14 protein-coding genes are annotated in these 15,818 nt (G+C 38.4%); 11 read left to right on the forward strand and 3 right to left on the reverse strand.

What is annotated here, in order from left to right; all coding sequences use genetic code 11:
* The first annotated feature begins 23 nt into the window (after window positions 1-23).
* From P162_RS08470 to P162_RS08485, 4 genes are all read left to right on the forward strand, one after another.
* Window positions 24-1,052 carry an O-antigen ligase family protein gene (locus tag P162_RS08470; protein WP_164076238.1) on the forward strand — a complete coding sequence of 343 codons (1,029 nt, stop codon included), beginning with the start codon at window positions 24-26 and terminating at the stop codon, window positions 1,050-1,052.
* A 138-nt stretch (window positions 1,053-1,190) separates the two neighbouring features.
* Window positions 1,191-2,306, forward strand: coding sequence for a glycosyltransferase (locus tag P162_RS08475; RefSeq protein ID WP_031426874.1), 1,116 nt, complete (start codon window positions 1,191-1,193; stop codon window positions 2,304-2,306).
* A gap of 2 nt (window positions 2,307-2,308) precedes the next feature.
* Window positions 2,309-3,112, forward strand: a complete 804-nt coding sequence (locus P162_RS08480) for a glycosyltransferase (RefSeq protein ID WP_031426876.1) — start codon at window positions 2,309-2,311, stop codon at window positions 3,110-3,112.
* 2 nt (window positions 3,113-3,114) lie between these two features.
* The gene (locus P162_RS08485; RefSeq protein WP_031426877.1) at window positions 3,115-4,317 is read left to right on the forward strand and encodes an O-antigen ligase family protein; all 1,203 of its coding nucleotides are present in this window, start codon (window positions 3,115-3,117) and stop codon (window positions 4,315-4,317) included.
* Here P162_RS08485 and P162_RS08490 read toward each other — a convergent pair.
* Window positions 4,284-5,387 carry a glycosyltransferase gene (locus tag P162_RS08490; RefSeq protein ID WP_031426878.1) on the reverse strand — a complete coding sequence of 368 codons (1,104 nt, stop codon included), beginning with the start codon at window positions 5,385-5,387 and terminating at the stop codon, window positions 4,284-4,286. The genes P162_RS08485 and P162_RS08490 overlap by 34 nt on opposite strands.
* Window positions 5,388-5,654: 267 nt before the next feature.
* Here P162_RS08490 and P162_RS08495 point away from each other — a divergent pair, with 267 nt between their 5' ends.
* The 3 genes from P162_RS08495 (at window position 5,655) to P162_RS08505 (ending at window position 9,315) form a co-directional block, all read left to right on the forward strand.
* Entirely contained in the window at window positions 5,655-6,998 is a 1,344-nt protein-coding gene (locus P162_RS08495) for an exopolysaccharide biosynthesis polyprenyl glycosylphosphotransferase (RefSeq protein WP_031426879.1), read from the forward strand.
* 176 nt (window positions 6,999-7,174) lie between these two features.
* Window positions 7,175-8,527, forward strand: coding sequence for an exopolysaccharide biosynthesis polyprenyl glycosylphosphotransferase (locus P162_RS08500; protein ID WP_031426880.1), 1,353 nt, complete (start codon window positions 7,175-7,177; stop codon window positions 8,525-8,527).
* A gap of 8 nt (window positions 8,528-8,535) precedes the next feature.
* A complete protein-coding gene (locus P162_RS08505; RefSeq protein ID WP_031426881.1) occupies window positions 8,536-9,315 on the forward strand; it encodes a glycosyltransferase family 2 protein in 780 nt (259 codons plus the stop codon).
* Here the strand turns inward: P162_RS08505 and P162_RS08510 are convergent.
* Window positions 9,290-10,597 (reverse strand): phenylacetate--CoA ligase family protein, encoded by a 1,308-nt coding sequence (locus tag P162_RS08510; protein ID WP_031426882.1) that lies wholly within the window; start codon window positions 10,595-10,597, stop codon window positions 9,290-9,292. The genes P162_RS08505 and P162_RS08510 overlap by 26 nt on opposite strands.
* Window positions 10,598-10,666: 69 nt before the next feature.
* On the opposite strand from P162_RS08510, the gene purD reads away from it, so the two are divergent.
* Window positions 10,667-11,938 carry a phosphoribosylamine--glycine ligase gene (gene purD / locus P162_RS08515; protein ID WP_031426883.1) on the forward strand — a complete coding sequence of 424 codons (1,272 nt, stop codon included), beginning with the start codon at window positions 10,667-10,669 and terminating at the stop codon, window positions 11,936-11,938.
* An 87-nt stretch (window positions 11,939-12,025) separates the two neighbouring features.
* Here the strand turns inward: purD and P162_RS08520 are convergent, their stop codons facing one another.
* On the reverse strand, window positions 12,026-12,304 hold the full coding sequence (locus tag P162_RS08520) for a DUF6341 family protein (RefSeq protein ID WP_316931594.1): 279 nt from the start codon (window positions 12,302-12,304) through the stop codon (window positions 12,026-12,028).
* 165 nt (window positions 12,305-12,469) lie between these two features.
* Here P162_RS08520 and P162_RS08525 point away from each other — a divergent pair, with 165 nt between their 5' ends.
* The 3 genes from P162_RS08525 (at window position 12,470) to P162_RS08535 (ending at window position 15,193) form a co-directional block, all read left to right on the forward strand.
* On the forward strand, window positions 12,470-13,399 hold the full coding sequence (locus P162_RS08525; protein ID WP_031426886.1) for a DUF6427 family protein: 930 nt from the start codon (window positions 12,470-12,472) through the stop codon (window positions 13,397-13,399).
* A gap of 134 nt (window positions 13,400-13,533) precedes the next feature.
* Entirely contained in the window at window positions 13,534-14,148 is a 615-nt protein-coding gene (locus P162_RS08530) for a DUF4254 domain-containing protein (protein ID WP_031426888.1), read from the forward strand.
* A complete protein-coding gene (locus tag P162_RS08535) occupies window positions 14,129-15,193 on the forward strand; it encodes a glycosyltransferase family 9 protein (protein WP_031426889.1) in 1,065 nt (354 codons plus the stop codon). The genes P162_RS08530 and P162_RS08535 overlap by 20 nt, the downstream gene beginning before the upstream one ends.
* Window positions 15,194-15,818: the final 625 nt, after the last annotated feature.

Below are 15,818 nucleotides of genomic sequence, written 5' to 3' on the forward strand. Positions count from 1 at the left end.
TTTATATAAACGTTTTAAGAAAAATGACCACGATACTACTTTTAAAACGACTTCGCCTTGTATTTTTAGTTTCTCTAATTGTTATTTCTTTTTATTGCGCATTTGAAACTTTAATTGTTGTTTTTGGCTTAGTCCAATTAAAGCCCATACTTTCTATATTCAACTATTTTCCTTTTACTAAAGTATATTTTATAGGTGATCGCATCTCGGGTGTATCTTATGAAGCTCCCGCCCTGGCGCTTTATCTTATTACCATATGCGGGTGGATGCTTAGTTATATAATCACTTCAAAGGGAATATGGCGTTTTATCCCGGCATTTCTAGTGTTGGAGCTTACTTTTTTTTCTGGGTCCCGTACTGGACTTGTAGTCGTAACTTTACAATACCTGATCTTTTTTGCTGTTTTGGCTTTCTTCAAAAAACATCGAAAAAATATTATTTATCTTTTTTCGGGTTTTACACTTTTAGTGGCCGTTGTGCTGGCCATTAGTGGAGGTAAAATCATTGAGGAGGCCAAGGTTAAATTAAATTCTCTCAATTTTGAGCAAAATTTGCTTACCAGTATTTCAAACCGAAGTCGTTTTGGTATGCAGTATGCCTCGCTGCAGGTTTTTAAAGATAAGCCGGTGATAGGCGTTGGCTTTGGCCAGTTGGCATTTCAAGCCTATAAATATTATCCTGCATGGGCCATTACAGATAATTATGAATTTCGGTCAAATTATAAAAATCAGCGCCGGGATTCTTTTCCCCCTACATACAATCTTTATTTAAGAGTTATGGCAGAATGCGGTATCGTGGGACTTCTTTTGTTTGTGAGCATTATTGTTCTTGCCATATACAGATGCTTTAAATTGATTCGAGATCCAGATGACACTGTTAGAACGTTAGGGATTGTTACCTTGGTTTCGATAATAGGCTTTGCGCTAAACTGGTTCCAGACTGATGCTTTTAGGATCTTTGGATTTTGGATTTGCCTGGCTTTTTTAAGTATACCCTTAAAAACCAGTACAGCTGAACCCACTACAAAAAGCGTAACCAAGATCGTTTCTTAAACTCGAAATTTCACCTAATTTACCGAAACACATACTTTCCAATATTTTTACTTTTGTCGTGGTTTTCCAGTATTTTCGCAGAATAGATTTAAATATCTAAATGACAGTCTATACTTCATCCCTGAGCAAATTACAATTATGAAGTTATCGTATATCGTAGAAGTGGATCCTCTCGTGCATTCTGGGATTATAAAGAAAATAAACAATCAAATTCGTATTTGGAAGGGAATGGGTCACGTTGTGCAAATACTTGTACTCTGGCCAAAAGCTTCTACAACTGATTCAATTAAATATATTGAGGGAGATTATATTTCAAACAAATTTCTAGATAAATTACCACAGGGTTTTCTAAACACATACGCGACTAAAATAATAGGAATAAAAAAAGTTGAAAGCGCTTTACGCGTCTTTCAACCAGATGTAGTCTATATACGTCAGGGAATTTGGTATCCAGGGCTTACAAGCGTTTTAAAGCGTTATAGGACCATTATGGAATTAAATACAGTAGACTTTTTAGAAATGGAGTTTTATTCTGGTCTGAAGAAAAATGTCTATTTATGGGGTAAAAATCGGATTTTAGCATCGATTTCTGGACTCGTGGCGGTTACACCAGATATTTTGAAGCACTATAAAGACCTGGCCATTCCGCAAAAAGTAGTTTCTAACGGTATTGATTTAAGAAAATTTGAAGTCAGGTCAAATACAGATTCCACTCCATCTGTTAACCTTGTATTTGTGGGAAGCGAAAATATGTACTGGCACGGTCTTGATAAAATTCTTGAACTCGCCAACTTATTACCAGAATATCAATTCAATATTGTAGGTTATGATCGCAAAAACATAGAATCGCCTATTACAGATAACGTCAAATTTTATGGCTGGCTGAGTGCTCAGGAACTCAGCGCGGTTTATTCTAAAAGCAATTTAGGAATAGGCTCTTTTGGCAATTATCATGTGGGCAAAAATACAGATAGCACGCTCAAGGTTCTTGAGTATCTGGCTCACGGGCTACCTGTTCTTATGGGGCATCAAGATGTGGATTTTCACGACAGTGATTTTGTTTTTAAAGCAACGGATAAAGATCATAATTTTCTGCCTATAAGTATTATAAAATCATTCATTGAAAACAATAAAAATAGAAGAATTAACCCTACTGAAATAGAACAGGTGGACTCTTCAAATAAAGAGCGAGAACGTCTTGCTTTCTTTGAAGCAGTTGCTAAAGATGTTCCACCCACCGCAAATAATTTTTAACATTGAGTAGTAAGGCTGAAATTGCAATTCTAATTCCCCATTTTAATAATCCGCAGGGATTATTGAAGTCCATAAAATCCATTCAGGAAGATATAGCCTTAGATGTTATTATTGTAGACGATGGCAGTACGAATGAAAGGATCAACGAGGTAGCATTGGATATTTTTGAAAATGAATTACTTAAACTTCATTATATCTATTTGTCAAAAAACTCAGGTATTGAAAACGCATTAAATACGGGTTTAAATTATATCTTGAATAGATCCTATTCATTTATTGCACGTTTAGATTGTGGCGATCTCTGCGTTTCTCATAGGTTTGCTATTCAAAAAAAAGTCCTTTGTGCTGATAAAGCACTTGGCCTTGTAGGCACTTATGTAAAATACATAAACCTTGAGGGGGAGGTTGTACATTCTTTCAAAACCCCCACGAGCTATGGGGAAGTACGAAACAAAATGCATATCAATTCCATGTTTGTACACCCTACGGTAATGATAAAAAGAGAGGTTGTGGAAAATGTGGGTTTATATCCCTACGGTTATCCTGCTGCTGAAGATTTTGCATATTTTTTTAAAATAATCAAGACCTATAAAGCATTCAATATTCCGCAATATTTGCTTTATTATGAGATTAATCCTAATGGTATCTCTTTAAGCCGACGGAAAGAACAGCTTAACAGTCGGTTTAAAATCTTGAAAGAAGAATTTTATTGGGGTTTTTATCCCTGTTATGGCATAGTGCGCAATTTTATAATAAGCAAACTGCCATATTCACTTATTCACAAATTAAAAAAAATACTCAGATAGGAATGGTTGAGGAGTTTAAAAATGACCGCCTTGGTTTTTCTTATGATGTACTCCTGGCATTGCTCACACTCTGCATTCCGCTTTCGAGTGCATTTCCTAATGTATTGCTCGCGCCCATAGCAATTTTATTGTTTTTTAAATTTAACAGGAGAAATATTTACCTAAAACCAGTTTTGTTTTTTGTGCTTACGCTTGCTTTTTTAATACTGTTGGCCTTCATTAAATGGAGTATTTTCAGCGAATTTGACTTTTATTCCCGTATTTTTATAAGTCTTTTTTTACTGGTTTCCGTAGCACACACCACGCGTTTAAAATATATGGAGCGCGCTTTTATAATGGGTACCATACTCGCCATTTTTATTGCAGTTTACAATATAATGGCTTTTGAAAACTTTAAATTTTCGTTTTCCGCTTTTGGAAACACCGCAGAGGTGAATGAACTTTTGCATATAGAGCGCCCCTATTTTGGGTTTTTACTTGCACTGGTGGTTTTTTTATGCCTGCGCCGTAAGGGATGGTTGCATTGCAGTATAGCGGTTATTGCATCAGCTTTTTGCCTTCTTATCGCCGCTAGACTGAGCCTGGGCATTATTGTACTGTTGTGGGCGGTATGGTTTTTCCAGCTATTAAAACCCTTAAACAAATGGCGCATACCGCTTGTGCTGGGAACGATTTTTTTATGCGGAATTGCTCTTTTCAGTAATGAGAATATTCAAAAACGTTTCAAGATACAGGGCGATCTTGATCAAAGCATGGCAAAAGCACTTGATTATGAACCTCGCTACGTGATTTGGCCCTGTACATTTACCACCCTTGGCAGTACCGCAGAAATTCTTTTTGGAGTTGAAAGCAACCAGCAACTTGAACAGCGTCTGGTGGCTTGCTACGGAAACAGTATCAAAAATAACGACTCTAAAAAGACCTATTATTTAGATGAAAAATTCAATCCACACAATCAGTATTTACATATTTTATGTCTGGGCGGTGTGGTGACGTTACTCCTTTTTCTTTTGGGTTTTGGAAGGGTTTTATCTTCTGGTAAGGTACCATTTGACCTAAAAGTACTTACGGTAATGTTTTTACTTTTTTTTATGTTTGAAGCGTTGCTCTATAGGCAGTTAGGCTGTTATCTTTTTGGGATATTTCTTGGCTTATTGGCCAGGGAGGAAAATTATGTTGACGCGATTAAAAAAGCCTCTTTGTAGATTTCTATTAACTTCTTATAGTTTTTATTGCTGTCAAAGTAGGTTTTACAGCGCTCCAGGCTGTTTTTGCCCATAATTAATCGATTTTTTGACTCCTCAAGCTCTTTTAGGGCTTTATTGAAATCTTCGAGATTTTCACATAAAAAACCGGTTTTACCATCTATAACAACATCTTTGTTACCTATTATATTTGTGGCGACTATTGGTTTTTCAAAAGCCATTGCCTCAAGAAGTGCGATAGGCAGACCTTCCCAGGCTGAGGTTTGTAGGTATATATCTATTTCTGAGAGGTATTTTAGTCCAGAGGATCTGGAAATAAACCAGCCGGTTATTTCTATATTGGGTGCGCTAAGTTCTTTTTTCAATTCACCATCCCCTATCCATAAAAAGCGAATGTGAGGATTCTCAAGCGCTACTTTGTTGAATAAGGTGGGGTTTTTCTGTGGCATGGCGCGACCCAGCACACCTACGGTAAGTTTATGTTGGTATTCAGGTTTTGCTCCATAATGCGCGCGCAGTTCTTCTATATTAACACCGTTACGGACTAATTTTGCCGGACCTATTTTTTTTGCAAAGTCATATTCTGTATCACCACATGCGATCGTGGTGCCGGGCACAAAGAATTGAGCTGTTCTTTCTATGCCGTAGTACATTTTAAGGGTTGTGTTTGAAACATCCTTGCGCAAAAAAGAATACCCGTGCGGAGTATAGTAAAGTTTAGACTTAGAGCCTGAGAACAAATGTGCGGCACGACCTAATATACCTGCCTTTGAAGAATGCAAATGCAGCACATCAGGTTTAATTTCCTTTAAAACCTTTTTAAGACTTAAAAAGGAAGAGAAGTCAGCCCTAGGAGATAGCTCCCTTTCCATGGGCACAACAATAAGTTTTATTTTAGAACTTATTTTAGAGCGTATTTTGAGGGGGTCAATACCTTCTCTTTTTTCACTGTAAACGATAGTGGTCTCAAGCATTTCTTCTCCTTCCAAAACCGCTGAAAGATCTTTGAAATAGGAATAAATACCACCGGTTAATGCTTCCACGACATGAAGCACTTTTAACTTTCGCATAAGGTAAAATTGATTCGTGCGAAGGTAAAGTTTTTTTAAAGATTGGGTATGGGGTATGCCATGTACTTGCATTATAACGATGAAGTTTATCATGCATATGTACGGGTAGGACATATTTGTTAGTTAGTTGCTTGAGGTATGCATTCAGATACTTCAATAGTTCCACTCTGTTAATTTTTGGAATGTACGATTACTTTAATATGTTTTAATTTTGAGGTATCTTCGCGCCCCCTTTCTTTTAAAAGGTAATAGGATAACTGATTGATTATGAATTCGAGTTCTGGCAAATATTCATTTGTGATAAGGCCCATACTTTATGTACTGGACTTGCTCATAATATTGAGCCTGGCTCAGATTTTCATAAGTACTTCGCGCGGCTATTTTATTTTCTGCTTTTATATGATCGCCAGTTGGTTAATTACCGCTATGGGGCTGGATTTTTATAAAGTTTACCGTTTTACACCGCTTACCAGAATAGGATATTTACTTCTAAAGCAGTTTGTGGTCTTTACCATGCTGGTCTTTGCTTTTTTTGGCTTTTATAAAGAGTATAACCCGGCATTTATAGTGCTTGCAAAATATATAATGCTATGTTTTGGTGGTGTGGGCTTGTTGCGTATTATTCTATTTATCCTGCTAAAAAAGTACCGTATCCTCATAAGGCGCAATATTCGCAGAGTTGTAATATTAGGTGAAAATCCCAAAACACAGAGATTGAAGGACTTTTTCAGTAATCCTGAATATGGATATCAAATTATATGCGCTTTTGACTTTAAAAGTAAGCATACTGATATAGAAGAAGTTATAGAATTTATTATCAACGAAGATATTGATGAGATATATTGTTCAATAGCAGAACTCAAAAACACTGAAATTAGCAGGATGGTTGATTTTGCTGAAAATAACTTAAAAACCATCAAGTTTTTACCAGATAATAAGGAGATTCTAAGCCGAAAGCTCAATTATCAGTACTACGGTATCACTCCCATACTTTCCCTGCGTACGATCCCTTTAGACACTCCCCTTAACGCCTTTTTAAAACGTGCGCTTGATATCACTATTTCCCTGCTTGTTATTGTAGGTGTTTTATGGTGGCTCACTATCATTCTCTCTATCATCATTTACCGTCAATCTGGTTTGACGGTATTCTTTAAACAAAAGCGTTCTGGGCTTGATAATAAACCTTTCTATTGCTATAAATACCGGTCAATGGCACAAGTGGATTCTACCAAGCAGGTAGAAAAAAATGACCAGAGGGTTACAAAAATTGGTCGTTTTATACGTAAAACGAGTATTGACGAGCTGCCTCAGTTTATAAATGTGCTTAAAGGTGAAATGTCTACCGTGGGCCCCAGACCGCACCCGCTTTACCAGACTGATTTCTATCATTTGCGCGTAGACCGTTTTATGATAAGGCATCTCATCAAGCCCGGTATAACGGGCCTTGCTCAGGTAAGTGGTTATCGCGGTGAAGTTGCTAACGAGATGGACATTAAAAACAGGGTTCGGTTTGATATTTTTTATATAGAAAACTGGTCAATCCTTATGGATCTGCGCATCATGCTAAAGACGATTATCAATGCTATTCAAGGGGAGGAAAAGGCCTATTAATCCCTTTAAATACTTAGATTGATAATAATTCGCATTGAGAATTAGCAAAACTTTAAAAATTACCTATATTTCAAACGATTTAAATACAATTGTTCTATTGAGGATTAATTTAAAAGGACAATCGTGGACCTCCGTAGAGGTTTTTGAAAATCAGTAATTTAAAGCAATTGCAATTCATGGCATCCCGAGCCGGCAGATATTCTTATTTACTTAGACCATTGTTACTGGGCGTAGACTTAAGTGTTTTACTGGCAGCAACATTCTTAATATCACTGCCTCCTGACATTCGGCCAGTGTTATCGGTTTATATAATTGCAAGCTGGTTTATAACGGCAGTCGGTAATGCGTTTTATCAAGTATACAGATTTACAACGCTCTTAAAACTCATCTATTTACTACTAAGACAGTTTATCCTTTTTACTGTTGTCATTTTTGCGTTTTATGGCCTGATCAAAGAGATTAGTATTCAGCTTTTTGAGATCTTTGAATATATCCTTACTTGCCTCATCACTATTTCCTTTATTAAAATAGGTATTTTCAACCTGTTGAAGAAGTATAGAATTTTTTTCGGTCAAAATAAACGGCGGGTCATTATCTTAGGAAAAAATGCAAAGACACAGCGCTTAAAAGGATTTTTTGAAAAAAATCCCGCATACGGTTATGAACTGATACAAACAATTGACCTTAAAAGAAAAGAAATAAGCCTGACTGAAATAAAAGAATTTGTCTTGAACAATAAGATAGATGAGCTTTATTGTTCTATCGCTGAACTTAAAAATGACCAACTTGCAGAACTCGTAAATTTTGCCGAAAACAACCTGAAAACCTTAAAATTTATACCAGACAGTAAAAATATTTTCACAAAAAAAATCGAGTATCAATATTATGGGATCACGCCCATCATTTCCCTGCGTTCCCTCCCTGCCGAAAAACCCGTGAACCAGTTTTTAAAACGGTTTTTGGACTTCATTATGGCGCTTCTTGTAATCGTTTGTATCCTTTCCTGGCTGGTTCCTATAATTGCCCTTTTTATAATAGCAGAATCTAAAGGCCCTGTTTTCTTCAAACAAAAACGCAATGGTCTGGACGGCAAAGAATTTTACTGCTTTAAATTCAGGTCAATGTACGTCAATGAACGGGCGCATTCTAAACTGGTCAGTAAAAATGATATACGCATAACAACCGTGGGTCGTTTTCTGCGGAAGACCAGCATAGACGAACTTCCACAATTTGTAAATGTGCTGCTGGGTGATATGTCTGTCGTGGGACCACGGCCTCATATGGTAAGCATTACGCATTTATATGCCGCAAAAGTTGATAAATTCATGGTGCGCCATCTTGTAAAACCCGGTATTACCGGCCTTGCCCAGGTAAGTGGTTACCGCGGTGAGATGGAAACCGAGAACGATATTAAAAACCGGGTTCGTTTTGATATATTTTATATTGAAAACTGGTCTGTACTCATGGATCTGCGTATTATCGCAAAAACCATGGTAAAATCCTTAGAAGGTGATTCGCGTGCTTATTAAGTTATATCATGGTCTCCATAATAACCCCTTTCTTTAATGCTGAAAAATTTCTTGCCGAAAGCATAGAAAGTGTACTGTCACAAACCTACATCAATTGGGAATTACTGCTTATTGACGATTGTTCTACAGATGATAGTTCGGTAATTGCGTTTTCGTACGCACAAATGGATGCTCGAATCAAAATCATCACTTTTACTGAAAATAAAGGTGCAGGCATTGCCAGGAATGAAGGTATAAAAAATGCCAGCGGAAATAAAATTGCCTTTTTAGATTCAGATGATCGCTGGAAACCTCAAAAACTAGAAGTTCAGCTTGCATTTATGGAACGGCACAGCGCAACGGTCTGTTACAGCAGCTATGCGCTGATAAAGGAAGATGGAACTCCGCTGAACATTAAAATTCAGGCTTTGCCCATTTTGGGTTATAAAAAAATGCTTCGGGCGAATTATATTGGGAATCTTACCGGGATATACGATGTACAACAACTGGGCAAAACCTTTGCCCCTACGTTGAGAAAACGTCAGGACTGGGCCTTGTGGCTTGATCTGGTAGAAAAAGCTGGCCGTGCTCATGGTATTCAAGAAGTGCTCGCTTATTACAGGGTTCGAAAAGGTTCCCTATCAAGTATTAAATGGAAAATGCTGAGGTATAATTTAGACATTTACCAGAAGCATTTAGGCTACGGCTTCTTAAAAAGCCATTGGTTTATGCTTCGGTTTTTAGGGGAACAATTGCTTATAAAACCGCTTCAGACCAAAAAATTCAAAGCAAAGAACAAAATTGTTTGAGCTTTCCATTTTTGCTGCGCTGTAAGGTTTCAACCTTAAGGATAGAAGTTGTAAGACCAGGTTCCAGATAATCCTGCATTGCTTTTCTAACAGCGAGTTCTTCTTTGTGATCAAGGGGACGATCACTTACATACGTGATTTCAAAGTTGGATAGGGAAGTCTGGGTAATTACAAATTCTTTCACGTTTGATGTGGTTTCCATGGCAGACTTGGTGACATAATAAAAAGCCAGTCCGGGAATTGATTTTCCACTGGGCAGTTGCACATTGTCGTTGCTCCTTCCGCTCAGTTCCTTTAAAAACAACTTCCCGGTTTTTTGATCACGGTTCAATATCCCAAGATCACCAATTGCATAACGTATAAAAGGCTGGGCTTTGTTGTAAAGCGCGGTGATTACAATTTGGCCCTTTTCGCCATTGGGCAAAACATTTCCGGCTTCGTCCACGATTTCAATAAATAGTAGTTTATGGTCAATAATTAGCTGTTTTTGCTCATTTTCAAAGGCAATTAGACCGGTTTCTGAAGCACCATATTCGTTTATCAGAGGCACGCCCAACTGTTTTTCCATTAAATCCCGGTCTCTTTCATAAAGCATCTCACTGGTGACAATACACGCTTTCAACGTAGGGCAAAGGGCTTTTAAAACCAGTTGTCTATCCCGTAAAAATTTAGAAAACAGTAAAATACTGCTGGTATACCCATTTATATAGCCAAAAGGCTTGTTTTTAAACGTTTTAAGGGCATTTTCCATTTGTTTTGAACCCGTGTCAAATACAGGAAAACGGTACCGGTTGCCCAGCAGATCTTTAAATTTTTCTGTATATCGGTCTTTTCCGCGAAGCGGAATACCATAAAAACGTGCCTGCTTATCGCCAGAAAGATCAATATCCCTGGAAGCATAGCTTGCATAAAACGAAGCCCAGGTCAGGGCATGGCACCATTTGTCTTTTGCAAAATTGAAAGGTTCTCCTGAAGATCCTGAAGTTTTACCTTGATAGATTTTGTCTTTGGAATACCCTGCCGAAAGTAGCTTTTCCAGCGGTTGCTGCAGATCACTTTTAGTAAGAATGGGCAATTCGGCCCAATTTTCACAGGATTTAAAACCGGTAAAACCAGCGTAAAACGGGTTGTTTTTGAGGTGATAATTGGCAATTTCAAGCTTTTTTTCGGCTACATAAAGCTTATGCGCTTTGGCATCCTGTTTTTCCAGCCGGTTTAGTTCTTTCCGGGCCTCATCAATGGGATAACCTTGAAGGCGCAAACTAAGATCAAAGAGATTCAAAGGCTTAAAATTAGTAAGGCAAGTTACAAACAATTATTTTTGATGCATCTTAAAAAAGAACTTCACATTATGCACATACTTATATTAGGCTCAGGCGGCCGTGAACATACATTTGCCCATAAAATTGCTGAAAGCAGCCAATGCAGTAAACTTTTTGTAGCTCCTGGAAATGCCGGTACTGCTGCCATTGCCACGAATTACGATCTTGATCCCACAGATTTTGATGCGGTCAAAGAAATGGTTCTTGAACATGAAATTGATATGCTTATCGTAGGCCCAGAAGCACCACTTGTAAAAGGTATTTTTGATTTTTTCAAGGATGATGCAGCACTTCAGCATGTTAATGTGATAGGCCCGTCTAAACGTGGCGCCTTGCTAGAGGGCAGCAAAGAACGCGCTAAAGAATTTATGGGATTGTACAACATTCCTACAGCCGCGTTCAACAGCTTTACCGAAAAGAGCTTAGAAGCCGGTAAAATGTTTCTGGAAAAAATGAAAGCTCCTTATGTTTTAAAAGCTGACGGACTCGCTGCCGGCAAAGGGGTCGTCATTCTCAACAATCTGGAAGCTGCCAAGGAAGAACTGACCCAGATGCTCACGCATCAAAAATTCGGTGCAGCCAGTGAAAAAGTGGTGATAGAAGAATTTCTTGACGGTATAGAACTCAGCGTTTTTGTACTTACTGATGGTGAAAATTACATCACGTTACCTACCGCTAAGGATTACAAACGCATAGGTGAAGGTGATACAGGCCTAAATACGGGCGGTATGGGTGCTGTATCGCCAGTTCCATTTGCTGACGATGCATTTATGCAGAAAGTGGAAGAACGTGTCATAAAACCTACCATAAAAGGTCTCAAAGAAGAGGAAATCGCCTACAAAGGCTTCATTTTTATCGGTCTTATTAAAATTGATGATGATCCTTATGTGATTGAATATAACGTGCGTATGGGAGATCCTGAAACGGAAGTCGTACTGCCAAGGATCAAAAATGATCTGATCGAACTTTTCTCAAAAGTAGGTCAGCAAAAAGTGAATGAAATTGAACTGGAGCTTGATCCCAGAGCTGCCGCTACGGTTATGCTTGTGGCTGGAGGTTATCCTGAAAATTATGAAAAAGGGAAGCTCATGAAAGGTATGGAAAACGTGCAGGACGCACTGGTTTTTCATGCAGGCACCCGTTTAGAAAATAAAGAGGTACTTACTTCTGGCGGAAGGGTGATGGCCGTGACTGCACTTGATGCAGATTTTAGAAAGGCACTCAAAAAAGCATATACCGAAGTTGAAAAAATAAGCTTTGAAGGAATGAACTTCCGTAAGGATATAGGTTTCGACCTTTAAAATAGAAAAAGGTCTAAAAAGAAAACTATTACCTTTTATGAGATACGCTAAAAGGGTTGTTTCATTTTTAGACCTTTGACTTACAGCTTAATGGCTGGCCGTATGGTCTTTCCCCACGAAAAATTCAATGGATTTTCCAGAATCCCGGTGAGATTCAGCATAATAATCACGCTCATCTTCTTGAAACAAGTTGAGTTTAAATACCCAAAAAGAAAACGCAACGGCCATAATAAGGATGAAGATCCAGTTTATTGAATTTGCAAGAAACCAATTTTCAAGCTGGAAGGAGCGCAACCAGTCTAGGGGTGCAAAGGCAACATTCACAAAAAAATCTTCAATGCCGTAAAAAAAATCTTTCAATTCCATAATAGTATATTTTTGCCTGCTCAGCCTAAATACGAGCAATAGCTAGGCAAAAATATAAAAACATGGCCTTGTTTTGATTTTTATTTCTGAAAATTTGCAGTAGCCGCTCCGTTATGGACATTGATATTAAAAACATATATTTTAACCGCTTATGGATCATCTGTTATGCTAAGACGCTTCTTTGCTTCTTCAAAACCCATCAATTTTGCTGTCATTGCCTTTATTGTGATCGCTTTTCTGATCACTTTTCTGCTGGCCAATTCGCCGGCACTTTCCGTATGGGATCTTATCCTGCGTCAACTAGGTGTCCTTCTTGGTTTTATGATTACTATTGGTACGCTTGATTTTGTGGTGAAGAAAAATGTGCTTACCCGTAAAAATAGCTATGCAGTGCTGTGTTTTGCACTTTTTTGCCTTGCATTACCTTCTGTATTCCTCCATTTGCGTATTATTTTTGCCGGGCTCTTTATCATGTTGGCACTGCGCCGTATTTTCAGTTTACGATCTAAGACAGATACCCATAAAAAGATTTTTGATGCGGCCTTCTGGATTTTTGTTGCCTCCCTTTTTTATTTTTCGAGTTTATTGTTCTTGATCCTACTGTATTTCGCAATTCTCTTTTACTGTGCCGGTAATTACCGCAACTGGCTTATGCCCTTTGCTTCACTGCTCGTTGTGGCTTTGTTAAGTACCACTTATGCCATGTACACGGGTGGTATCATGAACTTTATAGCGGGCTATCGTGTTTTGCCCACCTATGATTTTACAAATTACAGCAGCCCAGAACTTCTTGTGCCCCTCACATTTTTTCTGGCACTTTATCTCTGGACAAGCTTGAAATATTTTATTTTACTCAATGCGGCCTCCCAGCGTCACAAACCAGCTTTTGTACTGGTACTTATTGCATCTATCATTGCGCTGGTCAGCGCAGTGGGTTTTGCACCGGTACGAGATGGCAGTGAATTTTATTTCTTTTTTGGCCCGCTGGCCATTATCAGTTCACGTTATGTTGAAAAGGGTAAAAGCAAGTGGTTCAATGAGCTTTTACTCTGGGCAATTGTTGCCTTACCGGTAGTGGTACTCTTTTTTCTGTAGGAACTCATCGTAGGAGCAGGGCAGCAACTTGCTCAAAAAATAATATCTTTACCATAATCCATAGTGTTTTAAAGGACTTCTTGTTCAACCAGACTTGATTAGTTCTTTTAACCTAACCGCACAATCCAATAAGCATGATTACACATACCGCCAACCGTATTTTTCAAAAGGTCATTGAAGTCTATCACGATAAGAATGACGTGGACCAGCCTTTTAAAAATTTATATGATAAAGAAATTGACCAGCTTGAACATTTGTTGTACAAAAAATGCTGGATTGACACGGTACAGTGGCATTATGAAGACATCATACGTGATCCCAATATCAACCCGGAGGAAGCGCTAAAACTGAAAAGAAAAATTGACGCTTCAAACCAGGAACGTACAGATATGGTAGAATATATTGACTCGTATTTTCTGGAGCAATACCGTGGTATTGACATTAAACAAGATGCCACTATAAATACCGAAAGTCCGGCCTGGGCGCTGGATCGTCTTTCTATTCTTGCATTGAAGATCTACCACATGCGTGAAGAAGCAGATCGTGAGGATGCCTCAAATTCCCACCGTACCGAATGTCAGAACAAGCTGGATATCCTACTGGAACAGCGCGCCGACCTAACCGCTGCAATAGACCGTTTGATAAGGGATATTGAAGAAGGTCATAAATACATGAAAGTCTATAAACAGATGAAGATGTATAACGACGACGAATTAAACCCGGTATTGCGTGGGCGAAAAGCTAAATAAAAATACCGCGAAGAATAACACAATTCTTGTTATCCGGTTGTCTGCTATGGGTGATGTGGCAATGACCGTCCCGGTGCTCATCGCGCTTACCTCACAATATCCTCACCTGCGGTTGACCGTATTGAGCAAAGCCTTCTTAAAACCGCTATTTGAACAGTTGCCACAGGTTACCTTCAAAGCTGCTGAAGTTAAGGGCAAACACAGCGGAGTAGGAGGTTTGTACAAATTGTTTCTCGAACTTAAAAGAGATAAACCTACCGCCGTAGCAGATCTCCATGGCGTAATTCGGTCTAATGTACTGGGTGGTTTTTTTAGGACTGCTGGTATCAAAGTTAAGAAAATTGACAAAGGCAGAAAGGAGAAAAAGGCACTGACCAGATCAAAAAATAAAGTTTTCAAACCCTTAAGATCCACCCAGGAACGCTATGTTGAGGTTTTTGAAAAACTGGGTTTCCCCATTGATTTAAAACAGTCCTACACCTTAGAAAAACGCTCAATTAATAAGGAAATAAGTCAAAAATTGGCCATTTCTGGTCAGAAATTGATCGGTTTTGCCCCTTTTGCTGCGCATGAAGGGAAGAAATATCCTTTAAATCGTGTAGAGGAAGTGATAGCTGAATTGTCAAAGCAAAAGGACCAAAAAATCCTGCTTTTTGGCGGTGGGAAAGAGGAAGAAAGACAACTTGAGCTTTTAACTGAAACGCACGAGAACGTAATTAACGTTGCCGGCAAATTCTCTTTTTCCGAAGAACTTGATATCATCTCAAATCTCCATGTAATGGTCGCGATGGACAGTGGGAACGGCCATCTTGCGGGAATTTTTGGGGTTCCGGTCATAACGGTGTGGGGCGTTACGCATCCTTATCTTGGTTTTGCGGTTTATAATCAACCACAAGAGCATCAAATCATGGCAAACAGGGAAGATTTTCCGTTGATCCCTACTTCGGTTTACGGTAATAAAATGCCTACTGGTTATGAAAAAGTGATGGAAGGTATTCCGGCTCAAAAAATTGTAGATCAGGTCAATAAAGTGTTGGGCAACTAATTTTTTATATTATTTGATTGTTGAAAAAATTTTGATTTTTTGTTGGTTTAGGGCGTTTCCCTTCGGGTCGGGCTTTGCGTTTCAATCTTTTTGATCGTTCCTCACAAAAAGGATTTTCACTTCAATCCCTAACGCGAAATACGTAGGGTATACTTAATTTAAGTTTGGGCGTTTCCCTTCGGGTCGGGCTTTGCGTTTCAATCTTTTTGATCGTTCCTCACAAAAAGGATTTCAACCACAATCCCTAACGCGAAATACGTAAGTCATATTTAATTTAGTTTTTGGCGTTTCCCTTCGGGTCGGGCTTTGCGTTTCAATCTTTTTGATCGTTCCTCACAAAAAGGATTTCCACCACAATCCCTAACGCGAAATACGTAGGGTATGCTTAATTTAAGTTTGGGCGTTTCCCTTCGGGTCGGGCTTTGTGTTACAATCTTTTTGATCGTTCCTTACAAAAAGGATTTCCACTTCAATCCCTAACGCGAGATTCGTTTCCAAAACACAGTATTATTTTTGGACTACTAATAGGATATATAATGAAGATTTAAAATAATTCCGATTTTACGAGAGCATATATTGCAATCAATTTTAACACATTTCTATTTAGAACTAATCTAAATAATGT

Source organism: Flavimarina sp. Hel_I_48, assembly GCF_000733945.1.
Classification (GTDB): domain Bacteria; phylum Bacteroidota; class Bacteroidia; order Flavobacteriales; family Flavobacteriaceae; genus Leeuwenhoekiella.